We start from the raw sequence: 15,185 nt of genomic DNA, 5'->3' as shown, positions 1-15,185 counted from the left end.
ATTGCGCCGCGTACCGCGGCCTATCCGGGCTACGCAATAGTATGTCTTCATCAATCGCCCAACGCGGCCAACTGGTCGGCCTGGTATTCGGCGAGCAGCGGTTCGATCACCGCATCGACGCCACCGGCCATCACTTCGCCCAGCGAATACAGGGTCAGATTGATGCGGTGATCGGTGACCCGGCCCTGGGGAAAATTGTAGGTGCGGATGCGCTCGGAGCGGTCACCGGAACCCACCAGCAGCTTGCGCGTGTCGGAAATTTCCTTGTGCGCGGCGGCTTCCTGCTGATCCTTCAACTTGGCCGACAACCAGGCCATGGCCCGCGCGCGGTTCTTGTGCTGGGAACGCTCTTCCTGGCATTCGACCACGGTGCCGCTGGGAATGTGGGTGATGCGGATCGCCGAGTCGGTGGTGTTGACGTGCTGGCCACCGGCACCGGAAGAACGGTAGGTGTCGATGCGCAAATCGGCCGGGTTGATGTCGATGGCGGCCTGTTCATCCGGCTCGGGCAACACCGCCACGGTGCACGCCGAGGTGTGGATGCGGCCCTGGGATTCGGTTTCCGGCACCCGCTGTACGCGGTGGGCGCCGGACTCGAACTTGAGCTTGCCGTAGACATTGTCGCCTTCGACCCGGGCAATCACTTCCTTATAACCGCCGTGCTCGCCTTCGCTGGCCGAGAGAATCTCGACCCGCCAGCCACGCCGTTCGGCATAGCGCGAATACATGCGGAACAGGTCGCCGGAGAAGATCGCCGCCTCGTCGCCGCCGGTTCCGGCGCGCACTTCGAGAAAGACGTTGCGGCCGTCGCTGGGGTCTTTCGGCAACAGCATGCGCTGCAGGTTGTCCTCCAGCTCGATCAGCTTTGCTTTAGCCGCGCTGGCTTCTTCCTCGGCCATTTCACGCATGTCCGGGTCGCTGTCTTTGAGCAGGGCCTGGGCACCCTCGAGATCGGCCTGCACCTTGCGAAACGCCTGAAACGCGCGATTAACCGGCTCGATCTCGGCATATTCCCGCGAATAAGCCCGGAACTGGTTCTGATTGCCGATCACCTCGGCATCGCCAAGCAGCGCGGTCAGCTCTTCGAAGCGGTCTTGCAGTATGTCGAGTTTGTTGATCAGTGACGCTTTCATTGCAAGCCTTTATTTATTGACCGAGCTGGACGGCGCGCCCTCATCGAGGGCAAAGAGTTCCTGGGCCACACCGAGCGCATCGACACGGCCATCGGCAGAGAGCTTTTTCAGCTGCACACTGGGCGCATGCAACAGCTTGTTGGTCAAACCGCGGGCCAGCTGTACCAACACATCCTCGGCCGAGCTGCCGTTACTGAGCAGGCGCAGGGCCTTGGCCAATTCTTCGTCACGCAAGCGCTCGCCCTGCTGACGATAGGCCTTGAGCACATCCACCGCGGCCAGCTCGCGCAGGCGCAGCATAAAGGTCTCGGTCCCGACGGCGACCAGCTCTTCGGCCGCCTGCGCCGCACCCTGGCGGCTTTTCAGGTTCTCCGCGATCACCTCGTGCAAATCGTCGACGGTATACAGGTAAACATCGTCGAGCTCGCCGACCTCGGCCTCGATATCGCGCGGCACGGCGATGTCGACCATGAAGATCGGCTTGTGTCGGCGCAGCTTCAGCGCACTTTCCACCGCACCCTTGCCGAGAATCGGCAACTGACTGGCCGTCGAACTGATGACGATGTCGCTGTGCACCAGCTCCTGGGGGATGTCCGAGAGCAGCACCGCATGCGCACCGAACTGCTCGGCCAGGCTACTGGCGCGCTCCAGGGTGCGATTGGCCACCACGATACGCTTGACGCCCTGCTCGTGCAGGTGCCGCGCCACCAGACTGATGGTCTCGCCGGCACCGATCAGCAGCGCCTGACTGCGATGCAGATCGCTGAAGATCTGCTTGGCCAGGCTCACCGCGGCAAACGCCACCGACACCGGATTCTCGCCGATCGCGGTATCGGTGCGCACGGTCTTGGCGGTGCTGAAGGTGGCCTGGAACAAGCGCCCGAGCAGCGGGCCGACGGTGCCGGCCTCACGGGCCACGGCGTAGGCGGACTTCATCTGGCCGAGAATCTGCGGCTCGCCCAGCACCATCGAGTCCAGCCCCGAGGCCACCCGCATCATATGGCGCACCGCGGCGTCGTCCTCGAGCACATAGGCACAGGCACGCAGCTCGTCGAGACTGAGCTGGTGGTAGTCGGCCAACCAGACCAACACCCCATCGATGCTCAGCACGTCCTGTTCGAGGTACAGCTCACTGCGGTTGCAGGTCGACAGAATCGCCGCCTCGCGGCTGGCCGTGCGCTGGCAAAGCTGCTGCAAAGCCTCGACCAACTGCTCCGGAGAAAAAGCCACACGTTCGCGTACAGCCACCGAAGCGGTTTTATGGTTGATACCGAGGGCAATAAAGGCCATGCAAAGTCGCTGACAGGGAGATAAGCGCGCAATTGTCCTACTTCGACAGAGTGAGAACAACCACCACCGAATATTGTCTTATAGACACCCACCAGCTATCGGGCCTTGCCCCATGGGCTTGCCCTACGGCTTGTGTCATGATGCCCCGACCGCAGGTAAGTCGCCGTTCTCTCTATGAATAGATCATTCGCGTTGCTGGCCGCCCTCGCTTTGCTCGGCGGCTGCCAGACATTTACCGCCTCCGCGCCAGACGGCACACCGCCAGTGGAAGAGGCCTCCCCAGTAGCAGAAGCGCCGCAGCCCCAGGTCTATGGCTCGTTCAGCCAGGAAACCCTGCTCGCCCTGCTCACCGCCGAACTGGCCGGGCAGCGCAACCGCTTCGATATCGCCATCGGCAACTACGTGCAACAGGCCAAGGCGACCCAGGACGCCGGCGTGGCCGAACGCGGCTTCCGGATTGCCGAATACCTCGGCGCCGAGCAAGCGGCGCTGGATACCGCCTTGATCTGGGCGAAAAACGCCCCGGACAGCCTCGACGCCCAACGTGCCGCCGCCATTCAGTTAGCGCGCGCCGGCCGCTACGACGAATCCATGCTGCATATGGAGCGGGTACTGCAAGGCAAAGGCGACACCCACTTCGACTTTCTCGCCCTGTCCGCCATGGAAACCGACCCGGATACCCGCGCCGGCCTACTGCAAAGCTTCGATCGCCTGCTGAGCAAATACCCGGACAACGGCCAGTTGCTATTCGGTAAAGCCCTGCTCCTGCAGCAGGACGACCGCCCGCAGGAAGCCCTCGAACTGCTCGAAGCACAATCGGCCAAACAGCGCGAGGTAACTCCGCTGCTGCTCCACGCGCGCCTGCTGCAAAGCCTCAAGCGCGGCGATGAAGCCCTACCGCTGCTGCAAAAAGGCATCCGCCTGCACCCCGACGACAAACGCCTGCGCCTGACCTATGCGCGGCTGCTGGTCGAGCAAGGCCGTCTGGACGACGCCAAAGGCGAGTTCGCCTCGCTGCTGCAACAGTTCCCCCAGGACGACGACCTGCGCTTCTCCCTCGCCCTGGTCTGCCTGGAAGCCGAAGCCTGGCGCGAGGCCATCGTCTACCTGGAAGAACTGGTGGAACGCGACAGCCATGCCGATGCTGCCCACTACAATTTGGCGCGCGCCTACGAAGCCCTCGATGACAAGCAAAGCGCCCTGATCGAATACGCCCTGGTCGGCCCCGGCAATGACTTCCTCCCGGCCCAGGCGCGCCAGGCGCAACTGCTGTTCGATAGCCAGCGCGCGGCAGAAGCCTCGCAACGCCTGAGCCAGGCCCGCGAAGCGCAGCCCGACTACGCCATCCAGCTCTACCTGATCGAATCGGAAGCCCTGGCCAGCCAGCAACAACACGAGCAAGCCTGGCAACTGGTGCAGCAAGCCCTGGAGCAATTCCCCGACGACCTCAACCTGCTCTACACCCGCGCCATGCTCGCCGAAAAACGCGACGACCTGGATCTGCTGGAGCAGGATCTGCGCTTCATTCTCGAGCGCGAGCCGGACAACAGCATGGCGCTCAACGCGCTGGGCTATACCCTGGCCGACCGCACCACGCGCTACGCCGAAGCCAAGGATCTGATCGAGCAAGCCCTCCAGCTCAACCCGCAAGACCCGGCGATTCTCGACAGCCTCGGCTGGGTCAACTATCGCCTGGGCAACCTGGCCGAAGCCGAACGCCTGCTGCGCCAGGCACTGCGGCGCTTTCCCGACCATGAAGTCGCCGCCCACCTCGGCGAGGTACTCTGGGCCCAGGGCAAGCAGCGCGAGGCTCGCAAGGTCTGGGCCAACGCCCTTAAACAACAACCCGACAGCACAGTATTGCGCAGCACCCTGCTGCGCCTGACCGGATCAGAGACGTTTTGATGCTTGCTCGCCCGCTCCTCATATTCAGTTTGCTTGCCCTGCTCGCCGGCTGCGCCGGCCTGACCTCGCGCGAAGCCCTCGAGGGCGAAGGCAGTCCGGCGCTCTGGCAAAGCCATAAACAACAGATCGGCAGCCTCGACGCCTGGCAGATCAGCGGCAAGGTCGGCATTCGCGCCCCGCAGGATTCCGGCAGCGGCACCCTGTTCTGGCTGCAGCGCCAGGACTACTACGACATCCGCCTGTCCGGTCCGCTCGGCCGCGGCGCCGCACGACTGACCGGGCGCCCCGGCGACCTCCAGCTGGAAGTCGCCAACCAGGGGCGCTACCGGGCCGCCTCTCCCGAACAACTGCTGCAGCAACAACTGGGCCTCAACCTGCCGGTCTCGCACCTGCTGTGGTGGATTCGCGGCCTGCCTGCGCCCGACAGCAGAAGCCGCTTGACCCTCGACCGCGACAGCCGCCTGGCGCACCTGGATCAGGACGGCTGGCAGGTCGAATACCTGCGTTATGCCGAGCAAGATGGCTACTGGCTGCCCGAGCGCCTCAAACTGAGCGGCCACGACCTGCAAGTCACCCTGGTGATCAAGGACTGGCAACCGCGCCAGCTCGGCCAATGAGCCCGCCAGCAATTCCCGCCGCCGCCGAACTGAGGCTGCCGGCACCGGCCAAACTCAATCTGATGCTGCATATCCTCGGCCGCCGCGCCGACGGCTATCACGAGCTGCAGACCCTGTTCCAGTTTCTCGACTTCGGCGACGAACTGGGCTTCGCCCTGCGTACCGACGGCGAGATCCGCCTGCACACCCCCATCGACGGCGTCCCCCACGACAGCAACCTGATCGTGCGCGCCGCCCGTCAACTGCAACAGCAGGCCGGCTGCGCCCTGGGCGCCGATATCTGGCTGGACAAGCGCCTGCCCATGGGCGGCGGCATCGGCGGCGGCAGTTCGGATGCGGCGACCACCCTGCTCGGCCTTAACCGCCTCTGGCAACTGCACTGGGACGAAGATCGCCTGGCCAGCCTGGGCCTGAGCCTGGGCGCCGACGTACCGGTTTTCGTGCGCGGCCGCGCGGCCTTCGCCGAAGGCGTGGGCGAAAAACTCACCCCGGTGACCCTCGGCGAGCCCTGGTTTCTCGTGGCAATTCCGCAAGTGCTTGTCAGCACTGTGGAAGTTTTCTCCGACCCTGAGTTGACACGGGATACGCCGCCCATTAAAGTTCGCAGCCTTCTTGAGGGGGGCGGTCGTAATGACTGCCAGCCAGTCGTCGAGAAGCGTTACCCAGAAGTACGTAACGCGCTGATCTTATTGAATAAATTTGTATCGGCAAAACTGACTGGGACTGGAGCTTGTGTGTTTGGGAGCTTCCCAAACAGGGACGATGCTGGTAAAGTCGCCCGCCAACTTCCAGCCACTCTGCCAAGTTTTGTGGCACAAGGCCGCAACATCTCGATGTTGCACCGCGAGCTTGAAGCATTGGCAAAGAAGTGAATGCGTAGCATCGGTTACAGGGGCGTCGCCAAGCGGTAAGGCAGCAGGTTTTGATCCTGCCATGCGTTGGTTCGAATCCAGCCGCCCCTGCCATTTCTGCCCCAGGGCAGCGATACACCGATAAGCAGCATTGCGTTACACCGGATACAGGGGCGTCGCCAAGCGGTAAGGCAGCAGGTTTTGATCCTGCCATGCGTTGGTTCGAATCCAGCCGCCCCTGCCATTTTCTATACTCATCCAGGTATACCCTCAGCCGGCAGGTACTGCGCGTGTCCAAGATGATGGTCTTTACGGGGAACGCTAACCCCGATCTGGCGCGACGTATCGTACGTCAGCTGCACATCCCCCTCGGCGATGCCTCTGTCGGAAAATTCTCCGACGGCGAAATCATGATTGAAATCAACGAGAACGTTCGCGGTAAAGACGTTTTCCTGATTCAGCCGACGTGCGCGCCAACCAACGACAACCTGATGGAACTGGTGGTGATGGCCGACGCCTTCCGCCGCTCCTCAGCCACCCGAATCACCGCTGTCATCCCCTACTTCGGCTATGCCCGCCAGGATCGCCGTCCGCGTTCCGCCCGCGTGGCAATCAGCGCCAAAGTCGTGGCCGACATGCTCACCGTAGTAGGTATCGACCGGGTTCTTACCGTCGACCTGCACGCGGATCAGATTCAGGGCTTCTTCGATATCCCGGTAGATAACATCTACGGTTCGCCGGTACTGGTGGACGATATCGAAGACCAACGCTTCGACAACATGATGATCGTCTCCCCGGATATCGGCGGCGTGGTGCGTGCTCGCGCAGTCGCCAAGTCCCTGGGCGTTGACCTGGCGATCATCGACAAGCGTCGCGAGAAAGCCAACCAGTCCGAGGTGATGCACATCATCGGCGACGTCGATGGCCGTACCTGCATCCTGGTCGACGACATGGTGGATACCGCCGGCACCCTGTGCCATGCGGCCAAAGCGCTGAAAGAACACGGCGCCGCCAAGGTCTTCGCCTATTGCACTCACCCGGTACTCTCGGGCCGCGCAATCGAAAACATCGAAAAATCCGTACTCGACGAGCTGGTGGTGACCAACACCATCCCGCTGTCCGCCGCCGCGCAATCCTGTTCGCGTATTCGCCAACTGGATATCGCCCCGGTAGTCGCCGAAGCGGTTCGCCGCATCAGCAATGAAGAATCGATCAGCGCGATGTTCCGCTAACCCGGAAGTCGCCCTGAACGCGAAACGCCCCGCCGTGTTGGCGGGGCTTATTACCTAACCGTCCGGTCGCTGGTCGCAAGCGTGAAGGGCGGTTTGGTTATTTTGGAGAAGTGAAATGACTGTTGAATTTGCCCTGAATGCCGAAGTGCGTTCCGACCTGGGGAAAGGTGCGAGCCGCCGCCTGCGTCGTAACGTTGCCATGGTTCCTGCCGTCATCTACGGCGGCGAAAAAGCCCCGCAGTCGATCAGCCTGCTGGCCAAAGAACTGGCCAAACTGCTGGAAAACGAAGCCTCGTTCAGCCACGTGCTGAGCCTGAACGTCGCCGGCAGCAACGAAAGCGTCCTGATCAAAGCCCTGCAGCGCCACCCGGCCAAAGGCTACGTGCTGCACGCCGACTTTATCCGTGTCGTTGCCGGCCAGAAACTGACCGCCCACGTACCCCTGCACTTCCTCAACCAGGAAACCTCGGTTGGCGTGAAGACCCAAGGCGGCGAAGTTTCCCACACCCTGGTTGAAGTCGAAGTTTCCTGCCTGCCGAAAGACCTGCCGGAATTCATCGAAGTCGACATGGCTGCCGTTGAAGTCGGCCAGATCGTCCACCTGTCCGACCTGAAACTGGCTAGCGGCATTGAGCTGGTTGCACTGGCGCACGGCAACGACCTGGCAGTGGCCAACATCCACGCCTCGCGCGTAGCCAAAGACACAGAAGAAGGCACTGCCGAGTAATACTCGCAGCGCCGGAAAACAGCCCGGACGCAACAGCGCCCGGGCTATTTCCACGAAAGGGCTCCTGACATGACTGCCGTACAACTGATCGTCGGCCTGGGTAACCCCGGCCCCGAATACGACCAGACCCGGCATAATGCAGGGGCCCTTTTCGTTGAGCGCCTGGCCAGCAGCCAGGGCGCCACGCTCAGCGCCGAGCGCAAATATTTCGGCCTGGTTGGCAAGTTCAACCATCAGGGTCGCGACGTTCGCCTGTTGATCCCCACCACCTTCATGAACCGCAGCGGCCAGTCCGTGGCGGCCTTGGCAAATTTCTTCCGCATCGCGCCGGAAGCCATTCTGGTGGCCCACGACGAACTCGACATGCCCCCTGGCGTCGCCAAACTCAAACTGGGCGGCGGGCACGGCGGACATAACGGACTGCGCGACATCATCGCCCAGCTCGGCAAGCAGAATAATTTTTATCGCCTGCGGCTTGGCATCGGCCACCCCGGGCACAGCAGCATGGTCTCCAACTTCGTCCTCAGCCGCGCCCCGCGCAGCGAGCAGGAACTGCTGGACACCAGCATCGACTTCGCCCTCGGCGTACTGCCGGAAATGCTCGCAGGCGACTGGAGCAAAGCGATGCACAAGCTGCACAGCCAGAAAGCCTCCTCCTAACTCTTTACCGCCATTCGCGCGAGGGACACACCATGGGATTCAACTGCGGCATCGTCGGCCTGCCCAACGTCGGCAAGTCCACCCTGTTCAACGCCCTCACCAAATCCGGGATCGCGGCAGAGAACTTTCCCTTCTGCACCATCGAGCCGAACAGCGGCATCGTGCCCATGCCCGACCCGCGCCTGGAGGCCCTGGCCGAAATCGTCAAACCCGAACGCGTATTGCCGACCACCATGGAGTTCGTCGACATCGCCGGCCTGGTCGAGGGCGCCTCCAAGGGTGAAGGCCTGGGCAACAAATTTCTCGCCAACATCCGCGAGACCGACGCCATCGCCCACGTGGTGCGCTGCTTCCAGGACGACAACGTGATCCACGTCGCCAACAGCATCGACCCCAAGCGCGACATCGAGATCATCGACCTCGAACTGATCTTCGCCGACCTCGACAGCTGCGAAAAGCAACTGCAGAAAGTCACCCGCAACGCCAAGGGCGGCGACAAGGACGCGGTGGCGCAGAAAGCCCTGCTGGAGAAGCTGATCGCGCACTTCAGCGAAGGCAAGCCGGCACGCACCCTGCTCAAGACCCTGGGCGACGACGAGAAGCAACTGGTGCGCGGCTTCCACCTGCTCACCAGCAAGCCGGTGATGTATATCGCCAACGTCGCCGAGGACGGCTTCGACGACAACCCGCTGCTCGACATCGTACAGGCCATCGCCGATGCCGAAGGCGCGCCCGTAGTACCGGTGTGCAACAAGATCGAAGCGGAAATCGCCGAACTGGACGACGGCGAAGAGAAGGACATGTTCCTCGAAGCCCTGGGCCTGGAAGAGCCCGGCCTGAACCGGGTGATCCGCGCCGGCTACGAACTGCTCAACCTGCAGACCTACTTCACCGCCGGGGTCAAGGAAGTCCGCGCCTGGACCGTCAAGGTCGGCGCCACCGCCCCGCAGGCCGCCGCCGTGATCCACACCGACTTCGAGAAGGGCTTCATCCGCGCCGAAGTCATCGCCTACAACGACTTCATCCAGTACAAGGGCGAAGCCGGCGCCAAGGAAGCCGGCAAATGGCGCCTGGAAGGCAAGGAATACATCGTCAAGGACGGCGACGTCATGCACTTCCGCTTCAACGTCTAAGCGCTTGATCGCGCGCGAAAAATTTCGTTCTTCAGGGTTGACAGGAAAGCCCTGAGCGCGAATAATGCGCGCCACTCGGCTACGTAGCTCAGCTGGTTAGAGCATAGCATTCATAATGCTGGGGTCCGGGGTTCAAGTCCCTGCGTAGCCACCAAACAAAACAAGGGTTTAGCGAAAGCTAAGCCCTTTTTTGTGTGCGCCAGTGACTACGGCGTGCCACCCCTTCTTAACCATGAGCCACTAACGGTTCAATCTCGTGCTCGATCTCTTCGCCATTGGCTGCAAAGGTAGTGGCCAGTGCGTACTCGCTCTGAAGGTTCATCCAGAACTGCGCTGACGTATCGAAGTAGCGCCCCAAACGAATGGCCATATCAGCAGTGATGCCACGGCGTTCACGTACGATATCGTTGACCGTTGGAGCAGACACATGCAGGGCACGAGCTAACGCAGCCGGCGTAATATCCAGCGGCTCCAGAAACTCTTCCCGCAGAATCTCGCCCGGGTGGATGGGGCGCATTCCGTTAATTGCCATGGTGCGACCTCCTCAGTGGTAATCGACGATTTCAACGTTTGCCGGCCCGGCATCTGCCCACTCAAAGCAGATACGAAACTGACTGTTTATCCTGATGCTGTACTGACCAGCCCGGTTACCGTGCAATGCCTCAAGCCTGTTAGCCGGCGGGGATCTCAAGTCTCGAAGCTCAACAGCAGCATGCAACATGGCTAGTTTTCTAGTTGCGACAGCCAGGAAGCTTCTCCATCGTCGCGAATCGCCTGTTTCAAACAGAGCCTGCGTTTCCGCACATCTGAAATTCAGGATCACGCTTTAATCCTTAACGTTAAGCGTTATAGAAATAATATACCAAACTCATGGGCAGTCAAACGGATGCATGGCCACACTGAGCCAGCAGGGACAGCCTCAAAGCAAACTCCAAATGACCCGGCGACATAGCGCATGATCATGGCGATAGACGAGTGCCTGAGGGTTCGCTGCAGGCTGAGAATGTCCCCGCCCGCCATCCTGTAGCGACTGGCGAAGGAGGGGCGCAGGATGCGGGTTAGCGCGTAGGGCGTACTCGCGAAGCAGTCCGCCGTCTCCCGCAAACGGCGGACTGTTCGCTCCGCTCCTGAGTCCGCCCTACCCCCCTTCCCGTTCCGCCGAGACGTGGCGGCTAAGCGCCGATATCTACTGCTGCCGCTAATTAGACATGGCCTTCCGCTTCCCCGTCCCCCTGCTACGCTTAAATTCCTCCCTGTGCGGTTCCCATGGCCGCCCGGGATCTTCTTCTCGCGTTAACAGCTAGGGAGATGGTCATGACAACCGCATTTTCGATTCACCCATCGGTCGACAACGGCATCCAGGCCGGCACCAAGGATTTCGCCGGCGGCACCCTCGTCTGCCGCTGCGCCGAGGATCCCGTGCGGGTGCAGATCGACGCGCAATCGGCCTACAACCACGCCTGCGGCTGCACCAAGTGCTGGAAACCCAAGGGCGCACTGTTCTCAATGGTGGCGGTGGTGCCGCGCGACAAGCTCAGGGTCACCGAACATGCCGAGAAACTGGCGCTGGTCGACCCCCAAGCCACCATCCAGCGGCACGCCTGCAGCCAGTGCGGCGTGCACCTGTACGGCCGCATCGAGAACAGCGCGCATCCCCTCTACGGGTTCGACTTCATCCACACCGAACTGTCGCCGGACAAGGGCTGGTCGGCGCCGCAGTTCGCCGCCTTCGTCTCCTCGATTATCGAATCGGGCGCCAACCCGGCAATCATGGGCGCGGTGCGCACCCGGCTGAAGGCGCTCGGCCTGGAGCCCTACGACTGCCTGTCGCCGGAGCTAATGGACATGATCGCCACGCACACCGCCAAGGCCGCCGGCGTGCTGAAATCTTGAGCTGATGCGGGGCAGAGCCACTTGCGAGCGTAAGTCGCGGTGACTTTATGCCCCCTTATCCCTGACTGCGCTGCGCGCGCCAATCAACTTCCCCAACCCGCTCACCTACAGCGCCACCCGAGCGCGGCAAAGACCGGCAAGGCCAGCACACCTAGCCACAACCTTAATCGCGCCAGCACCATGGCTCTGGGTGATAATGCCCGCCACCTTGTCACCCACTCAACAGAGGAATCCTGCGGGACTCATGTTCGAGATCAAGCCGTTGAATCCTGAGAAATACCGCCAACAAACGCGCCGCAGCACCCTGATCATTGTGCTGATCTTCCTGGTGCTGGGCATGCTGCTGTCCACCCTGGCCGTGTGGCTGTTCGGCAAACCCGGTGGCGATAATTTTCGCTGGAATCTGGGCGGCATCCTTGCCGGGCTAGCGCTGACCGTGGCACTGGTACGGTTCAAGTTCTGGCAGCAGCCCTGGATGGCCCCGGCCGTCTACGGCTGGCAGCTCAAGCGCAGGCTGATGAGCATCACCAACGCCATGCACCACGTCACTGCCGGCGTCGCGATGCAAGACCCAAGCGCGATGAACCTGCTGCGCTTCTATCACCTGGGCCTGACCCAGATGCACCAACTGGACGGCAACTCCAGCGCCCTCAGCCAGATGCTCGCGGAAATCGACCGGCACAAGCAGGCCATGGCGACCCTGGGCATGGATACCGGGCAGCATCGGCTGAACCCGGCCTGGCTCGAGACGATCAAGAAAGCCGCCGCGCGCTAACCGCAGCGATAGCGCGCGCAGGGAAAGCGGCGGCTGCGGCGGATGCGTGAAAAACATGTTCGGCGCCCCCAATGCCCGCCCGGTAAGCATCCTTACGAGCCGCCCAGCCCGACCGCTCAACCCAGCCACCTGGCCAACAGACGCCTGGGCGAAGCGCACGGCGCGGATCTGGTCATCGTCCATCAACCGGCAGATCCGCTCGGGGTGCCGATGCCCGATCAACAGGCCGAAATCGCGGGCGACAGCCAGGGCTGGCCATCGATCAACACCCCGCGCAACGGCCGGTTGTGGCGCATCAGGGTGAGTGGGACATAGGTTCTATCCATGGTCGTAGCCTCCTGCTTGTTCGAATGCGCGCCCTTGCGCTGTGGCTGAGGGGAATGGCGGAGTGCAAGGCGCTCGGCTGGTGTTTCCCTGAATGTTGAAGTCCAGTGCGGACTGCCCCATGCAAAGCCCCTATAATCCGGCGAATAGCTGCGCCTACGACGGCAATATATGTAATAGATACATAATCACGTATTACCCAAAAGGCCAGAAATGTACATAGAACGTTTATGGCATTTACTAATGAGCGAAGGAATTTCTGATAGAGGGCTTCAATTGCTTGAGCTGGCCAGCTTGAAAGAGCTAGCGGAGAGCGGGAGCACCGATTACGTGCGATGGCAGAACATCAAGCGCGGAAAAGCCAGGATCGGGGCAGACGAAATCGAGATACTTGGGCGAGTGTTCCCACAGTACAGATGGTGGCTGATGACCGGGGAAGTCATGCCGGAAAGCAATCAGACCAGCCCGGAGTACGACGAGGCCAAGCAAAGCACGACTAGGCCGTAGCCCGATGCAATCCGGGCTACGGGGTGGCGAGCACTGCTGACCCTGCCCACACCAGCATACGCAGCGGACAAAACCTGCCGCCTCCATGCAACACCTAACGGGTACAGAGCCATTCATAACCCAATGCGCAAACTCGCCAGAGTAGCCAGCCATTCAGGTGGCGATCTGGCCACCGACGCATCTATCGAAAACGCGGATCAATGCGGAGTAATCGCAAACCACCGCGTCAATATTGGCCTGAATCCACTCCAACTCGTCGACGGCCCACCAGCTAATCTCATAACCCGCGTTCACGATGGCATGTTCGAACAGAATGCGCTGGGCGCGGCCGTTGCCTTCTCGAAAGGGGTGGATGACATTGAGATCGCCAAAATACTCAGCGACAGCGGTCACCAAGGCGGCACGATCAAGCCCCTCAAGCCAGCCAGCCTGAGCTAAAGCACGGAAGAGCTTTTCGGCTTCCGGCTCTATCCGGCTGACGTTGCAGAAGTGGGTGTCATCTTTGGAGATGTCGACTGTGCGTAGCTGACCGGCCCAGTCGTAGAGGTCTTTGAAGAGATGCAGATGGATTCGCTTAAGGTAAGCGAGGTCATAAGGCGGGAGTTCAAAATCGATTTCGCTGGCAGCGATTGCCGAAAGGTCGTGTTCTGCCTGATTCAGTGCGGCATCGTCACGGAGCCCCAGGCGGTTGCGCAGAACGGCAGTGCCTGGGTAGCAGTAAGGATCCTGGCCGACGCCATATTTATCCAGAATCAGCCCTGCCGGTAGGTGTTCAGCACAGATTCGCGCGTGGGTAGCGGGCGCTTTGCATCGGCGGGCGTAGTGTCGTAGCCCTCAAGCCGAAGGCTGGCGGCATAGTTGGACTGACGGGTCTTGGCGCAGTAGGCCTTTTTGGCTTGCAGGCTTGGGGTCGTCACAGTCACCGCCTCGGTTGCTTTGCACTCGGTTATTGTAGCCGATCCGCCAATTCAACTCACCCCGCTGCAACGACCGCTGAAGCCGTTGATAGCCCGCACAGCAGGCGACTACATCAGGCTGATTGTCTGGAAAGCTCTGTTCTGCCGAGGTTGCGGCAGGCTGAAAGCCCCTTTCTATGGGCTTTCCTGGGTCAGTGTGGAGCCGCTCAGGCGATTCATAATGCCGGGTGATCGGGCGGCCAACACACCAAAAGGCGATCCACGGAAGCTGGCCCCTTTTCTTTACCTGGCTTCTTACCCCAGCACTATCAGCCGCGCCTGGTTCCCAGCTGCGTGCCCAGCAGCAGCCCGGCGAAGATCAGCCCGCCGCCCAGCCAGTGGAAGGCCTGCAGGCCTTCGCCCAGCAGCAGCCAGCCGAGCACGGCGGTGAACACTGGCATCAGGTAGTTGCTCAGCGTCGCCTTGGCCGCGCCGAGTACGCGTACGCCATGGTTCCAGGCCAGGTAGGCGACCAGCGAGGCGAACACGGCGGTGTAAGCAATGGCGCCGAGGTTGCTTGGGGTGACGGCAAAGCGCGCGCCCTGGCTCAGTTCATAGAGGTAGAACGGCAGGATCAGCGGCACGCCGAGCAGCATCAGCATGCCGAGCAGGGCCAGCGCCGGGATCGGCAGCAGGTACTTGGCCCAGCGCCGCAGCAGCAGGGAATACAAGGCCCAGTCGGCCACGGCCAGGAGCATGAGCAGGTCGCCGCGGTTGAACGACAGCGCCGTCAAAGTCGCCCAGCGGCCCTGGGTGATCAGCACCAGCAAGCCGATCGCCGCCAGGCCCATGCCCCACCAGGCGCGGCGTTGCGGCCATTCGCCGAGCAGCAGGCCGGCGCCGATGAAGGTCATCAGCGGCAGGCAGGTATTGACCAGGGTGATGTTGATCGCCACGGTGGTCTGTGCCGCGCTGTAGAGCATCGAGTTGTAGCCGGCGATGCCCAGGCCGCCGAGCGCCAGCAGGCGCCAGCCGGCCTGGCGCAGTTGCGGACGATGGCGCCACAGCGGCGCCAGGACGAAGGGCAGCAGCAGGCTCAGGGCCAGGCACCAGCGCCAGAACGCCAGGGCAAACGGCGGGATCTCGCCGGCGAAGGCACGCGCCACCAGGGCGTTGCCCGACCAGCAGAGCACGGCCAGCAGCAGACCGAGCGTCGCCAGGCTGCGCGAACTGTTTGCCACC

At 62.0% G+C, this 15,185-nt stretch carries 17 protein-coding genes and 3 tRNA genes; 13 read left to right on the top strand and 7 right to left on the bottom strand.

From position 1 onward, the window contains the following. Window positions 1–50: 50 nt before the first annotated feature. Entirely contained in the window at window positions 51–1,133 is a 1,083-nt protein-coding gene (gene prfA, locus P8H27_RS15780; protein ID WP_289638561.1) for a peptide chain release factor 1, read from the bottom strand. A 9-nt stretch (window positions 1,134–1,142) separates the two neighbouring features. Further along, window positions 1,143–2,423: a glutamyl-tRNA reductase gene (gene hemA, locus P8H27_RS15775; RefSeq protein WP_289638560.1), complete on the bottom strand. Its 1,281-nt coding sequence runs from the start codon at window positions 2,421–2,423 to the stop codon at window positions 1,143–1,145. A 174-nt stretch (window positions 2,424–2,597) separates the two neighbouring features. Between hemA and P8H27_RS15770 the strand changes: the two genes are divergently transcribed. The 10 genes from P8H27_RS15770 (at window position 2,598) to P8H27_RS15725 (ending at window position 9,702) form a co-directional block, all read left to right on the top strand. Beyond that, a complete protein-coding gene (locus P8H27_RS15770) occupies window positions 2,598–4,328 on the top strand; it encodes a tetratricopeptide repeat protein (RefSeq protein WP_289638559.1) in 1,731 nt (576 codons plus the stop codon). Next, window positions 4,328–4,945: a lipoprotein insertase outer membrane protein LolB gene (gene lolB, locus P8H27_RS15765; protein ID WP_289638558.1), complete on the top strand. Its 618-nt coding sequence runs from the start codon at window positions 4,328–4,330 to the stop codon at window positions 4,943–4,945. The genes P8H27_RS15770 and lolB overlap by 1 nt, the downstream gene beginning before the upstream one ends. Then, window positions 4,942–5,817: a 4-(cytidine 5'-diphospho)-2-C-methyl-D-erythritol kinase gene (gene ispE / locus P8H27_RS15760; protein ID WP_289638557.1), complete on the top strand. Its 876-nt coding sequence runs from the start codon at window positions 4,942–4,944 to the stop codon at window positions 5,815–5,817. Before lolB ends, ispE begins: the two co-directional genes overlap by 4 nt. Window positions 5,818–5,835: 18 nt before the next feature. Continuing rightward, window positions 5,836–5,910, top strand: a tRNA-Gln gene (locus P8H27_RS15755). A gap of 55 nt (window positions 5,911–5,965) precedes the next feature. Continuing rightward, window positions 5,966–6,040: transfer RNA gene (locus P8H27_RS15750), tRNA-Gln, on the top strand. Between the two features lie 46 nt (window positions 6,041–6,086). Then, on the top strand, window positions 6,087–7,028 hold the full coding sequence (locus tag P8H27_RS15745) for a ribose-phosphate pyrophosphokinase (protein WP_289638556.1): 942 nt from the start codon (window positions 6,087–6,089) through the stop codon (window positions 7,026–7,028). 115 nt (window positions 7,029–7,143) lie between these two features. Then, on the top strand, window positions 7,144–7,755 hold the full coding sequence (locus tag P8H27_RS15740) for a 50S ribosomal protein L25/general stress protein Ctc (RefSeq protein WP_289638555.1): 612 nt from the start codon (window positions 7,144–7,146) through the stop codon (window positions 7,753–7,755). A gap of 69 nt (window positions 7,756–7,824) precedes the next feature. Beyond that, window positions 7,825–8,415: an aminoacyl-tRNA hydrolase gene (gene pth, locus P8H27_RS15735; protein ID WP_289638553.1), complete on the top strand. Its 591-nt coding sequence runs from the start codon at window positions 7,825–7,827 to the stop codon at window positions 8,413–8,415. 32 nt (window positions 8,416–8,447) lie between these two features. Continuing rightward, the gene (ychF, locus tag P8H27_RS15730) at window positions 8,448–9,548 is read left to right on the top strand and encodes a redox-regulated ATPase YchF (RefSeq protein ID WP_289638552.1); all 1,101 of its coding nucleotides are present in this window, start codon (window positions 8,448–8,450) and stop codon (window positions 9,546–9,548) included. A 77-nt stretch (window positions 9,549–9,625) separates the two neighbouring features. Continuing rightward, window positions 9,626–9,702 (top strand) — tRNA-Met (locus P8H27_RS15725). 72 nt (window positions 9,703–9,774) lie between these two features. Here the strand turns inward: P8H27_RS15725 and P8H27_RS15720 are convergent. Together P8H27_RS15720 and P8H27_RS15715 are read right to left on the bottom strand one after the other, a co-directional pair. Continuing rightward, window positions 9,775–10,080, bottom strand: a complete 306-nt coding sequence (locus P8H27_RS15720) for a HigA family addiction module antitoxin (protein WP_289638551.1) — start codon at window positions 10,078–10,080, stop codon at window positions 9,775–9,777. A gap of 12 nt (window positions 10,081–10,092) precedes the next feature. After that, window positions 10,093–10,371, bottom strand: a complete 279-nt coding sequence (locus P8H27_RS15715; RefSeq protein WP_289638550.1) for a type II toxin-antitoxin system RelE/ParE family toxin — start codon at window positions 10,369–10,371, stop codon at window positions 10,093–10,095. Between the two features lie 491 nt (window positions 10,372–10,862). Here P8H27_RS15715 and gfa point away from each other — a divergent pair, with 491 nt between their 5' ends. The 3 genes from gfa (at window position 10,863) to P8H27_RS15695 (ending at window position 13,047) form a co-directional block, all read left to right on the top strand. Next, complete coding sequence (gfa, locus tag P8H27_RS15705) at window positions 10,863–11,441, top strand: S-(hydroxymethyl)glutathione synthase (RefSeq protein WP_289638549.1); 579 nt, start codon at window positions 10,863–10,865, stop codon at window positions 11,439–11,441. A 244-nt stretch (window positions 11,442–11,685) separates the two neighbouring features. Continuing rightward, window positions 11,686–12,216: a DUF3087 domain-containing protein gene (locus tag P8H27_RS15700; RefSeq protein ID WP_289638548.1), complete on the top strand. Its 531-nt coding sequence runs from the start codon at window positions 11,686–11,688 to the stop codon at window positions 12,214–12,216. Window positions 12,217–12,783: 567 nt separating this feature from the next. Continuing rightward, window positions 12,784–13,047, top strand: coding sequence for a DNA-binding protein (locus P8H27_RS15695; protein WP_289638547.1), 264 nt, complete (start codon window positions 12,784–12,786; stop codon window positions 13,045–13,047). A 153-nt stretch (window positions 13,048–13,200) separates the two neighbouring features. Here the strand turns inward: P8H27_RS15695 and P8H27_RS15690 are convergent, their stop codons facing one another. From P8H27_RS15690 to P8H27_RS15680, 3 genes are all read right to left on the bottom strand, one after another. Beyond that, window positions 13,201–13,800 (bottom strand): putative adenosine monophosphate-protein transferase Fic, encoded by a 600-nt coding sequence (locus P8H27_RS15690; RefSeq protein WP_289638636.1) that lies wholly within the window; start codon window positions 13,798–13,800, stop codon window positions 13,201–13,203. Beyond that, on the bottom strand, window positions 13,800–13,964 hold the full coding sequence (locus P8H27_RS15685; protein ID WP_289638546.1) for a YhfG family protein: 165 nt from the start codon (window positions 13,962–13,964) through the stop codon (window positions 13,800–13,802). Before P8H27_RS15685 ends, P8H27_RS15690 begins: the two co-directional genes overlap by 1 nt. Window positions 13,965–14,272: 308 nt before the next feature. Then, complete coding sequence (locus P8H27_RS15680) at window positions 14,273–15,184, bottom strand: DMT family transporter (RefSeq protein WP_289638545.1); 912 nt, start codon at window positions 15,182–15,184, stop codon at window positions 14,273–14,275. Window position 15,185: the final 1 nt, after the last annotated feature.

Source organism: Pseudomonas sp. sp1636 (assembly GCF_030376615.1).
In the GTDB taxonomy this organism is placed as follows: Bacteria; Pseudomonadota; Gammaproteobacteria; order Pseudomonadales; family Pseudomonadaceae; genus Aquipseudomonas.
The sequence above is the reverse complement of the archived record's forward strand: the minus strand, read 5'-3'. Positions and strand labels throughout refer to the sequence as shown.

Coding starts and splice junctions, on each gene's coding strand:
- prfA (WP_289638561.1), bottom strand. CDS start 1,133: ATGAAAGCGTCACTGATCAACAAACTCGACATACTGCAAGACCGCTTC.
- hemA (WP_289638560.1), bottom strand. CDS start 2,423: ATGGCCTTTATTGCCCTCGGTATCAACCATAAAACCGCTTCGGTGGCT.
- P8H27_RS15770 (WP_289638559.1), top strand. CDS start 2,598: ATGAATAGATCATTCGCGTTGCTGGCCGCCCTCGCTTTGCTCGGCGGC.
- lolB (WP_289638558.1), top strand. CDS start 4,328: ATGCTTGCTCGCCCGCTCCTCATATTCAGTTTGCTTGCCCTGCTCGCC.
- ispE (WP_289638557.1), top strand. CDS start 4,942: ATGAGCCCGCCAGCAATTCCCGCCGCCGCCGAACTGAGGCTGCCGGCA.
- P8H27_RS15740 (WP_289638555.1), top strand. CDS start 7,144: ATGACTGTTGAATTTGCCCTGAATGCCGAAGTGCGTTCCGACCTGGGG.
- pth (WP_289638553.1), top strand. CDS start 7,825: ATGACTGCCGTACAACTGATCGTCGGCCTGGGTAACCCCGGCCCCGAA.
- ychF (WP_289638552.1), top strand. CDS start 8,448: ATGGGATTCAACTGCGGCATCGTCGGCCTGCCCAACGTCGGCAAGTCC.
- P8H27_RS15720 (WP_289638551.1), bottom strand. CDS start 10,080: ATGGCAATTAACGGAATGCGCCCCATCCACCCGGGCGAGATTCTGCGG.
- gfa (WP_289638549.1), top strand. CDS start 10,863: ATGACAACCGCATTTTCGATTCACCCATCGGTCGACAACGGCATCCAG.
- P8H27_RS15700 (WP_289638548.1), top strand. CDS start 11,686: ATGTTCGAGATCAAGCCGTTGAATCCTGAGAAATACCGCCAACAAACG.
- P8H27_RS15695 (WP_289638547.1), top strand. CDS start 12,784: ATGAGCGAAGGAATTTCTGATAGAGGGCTTCAATTGCTTGAGCTGGCC.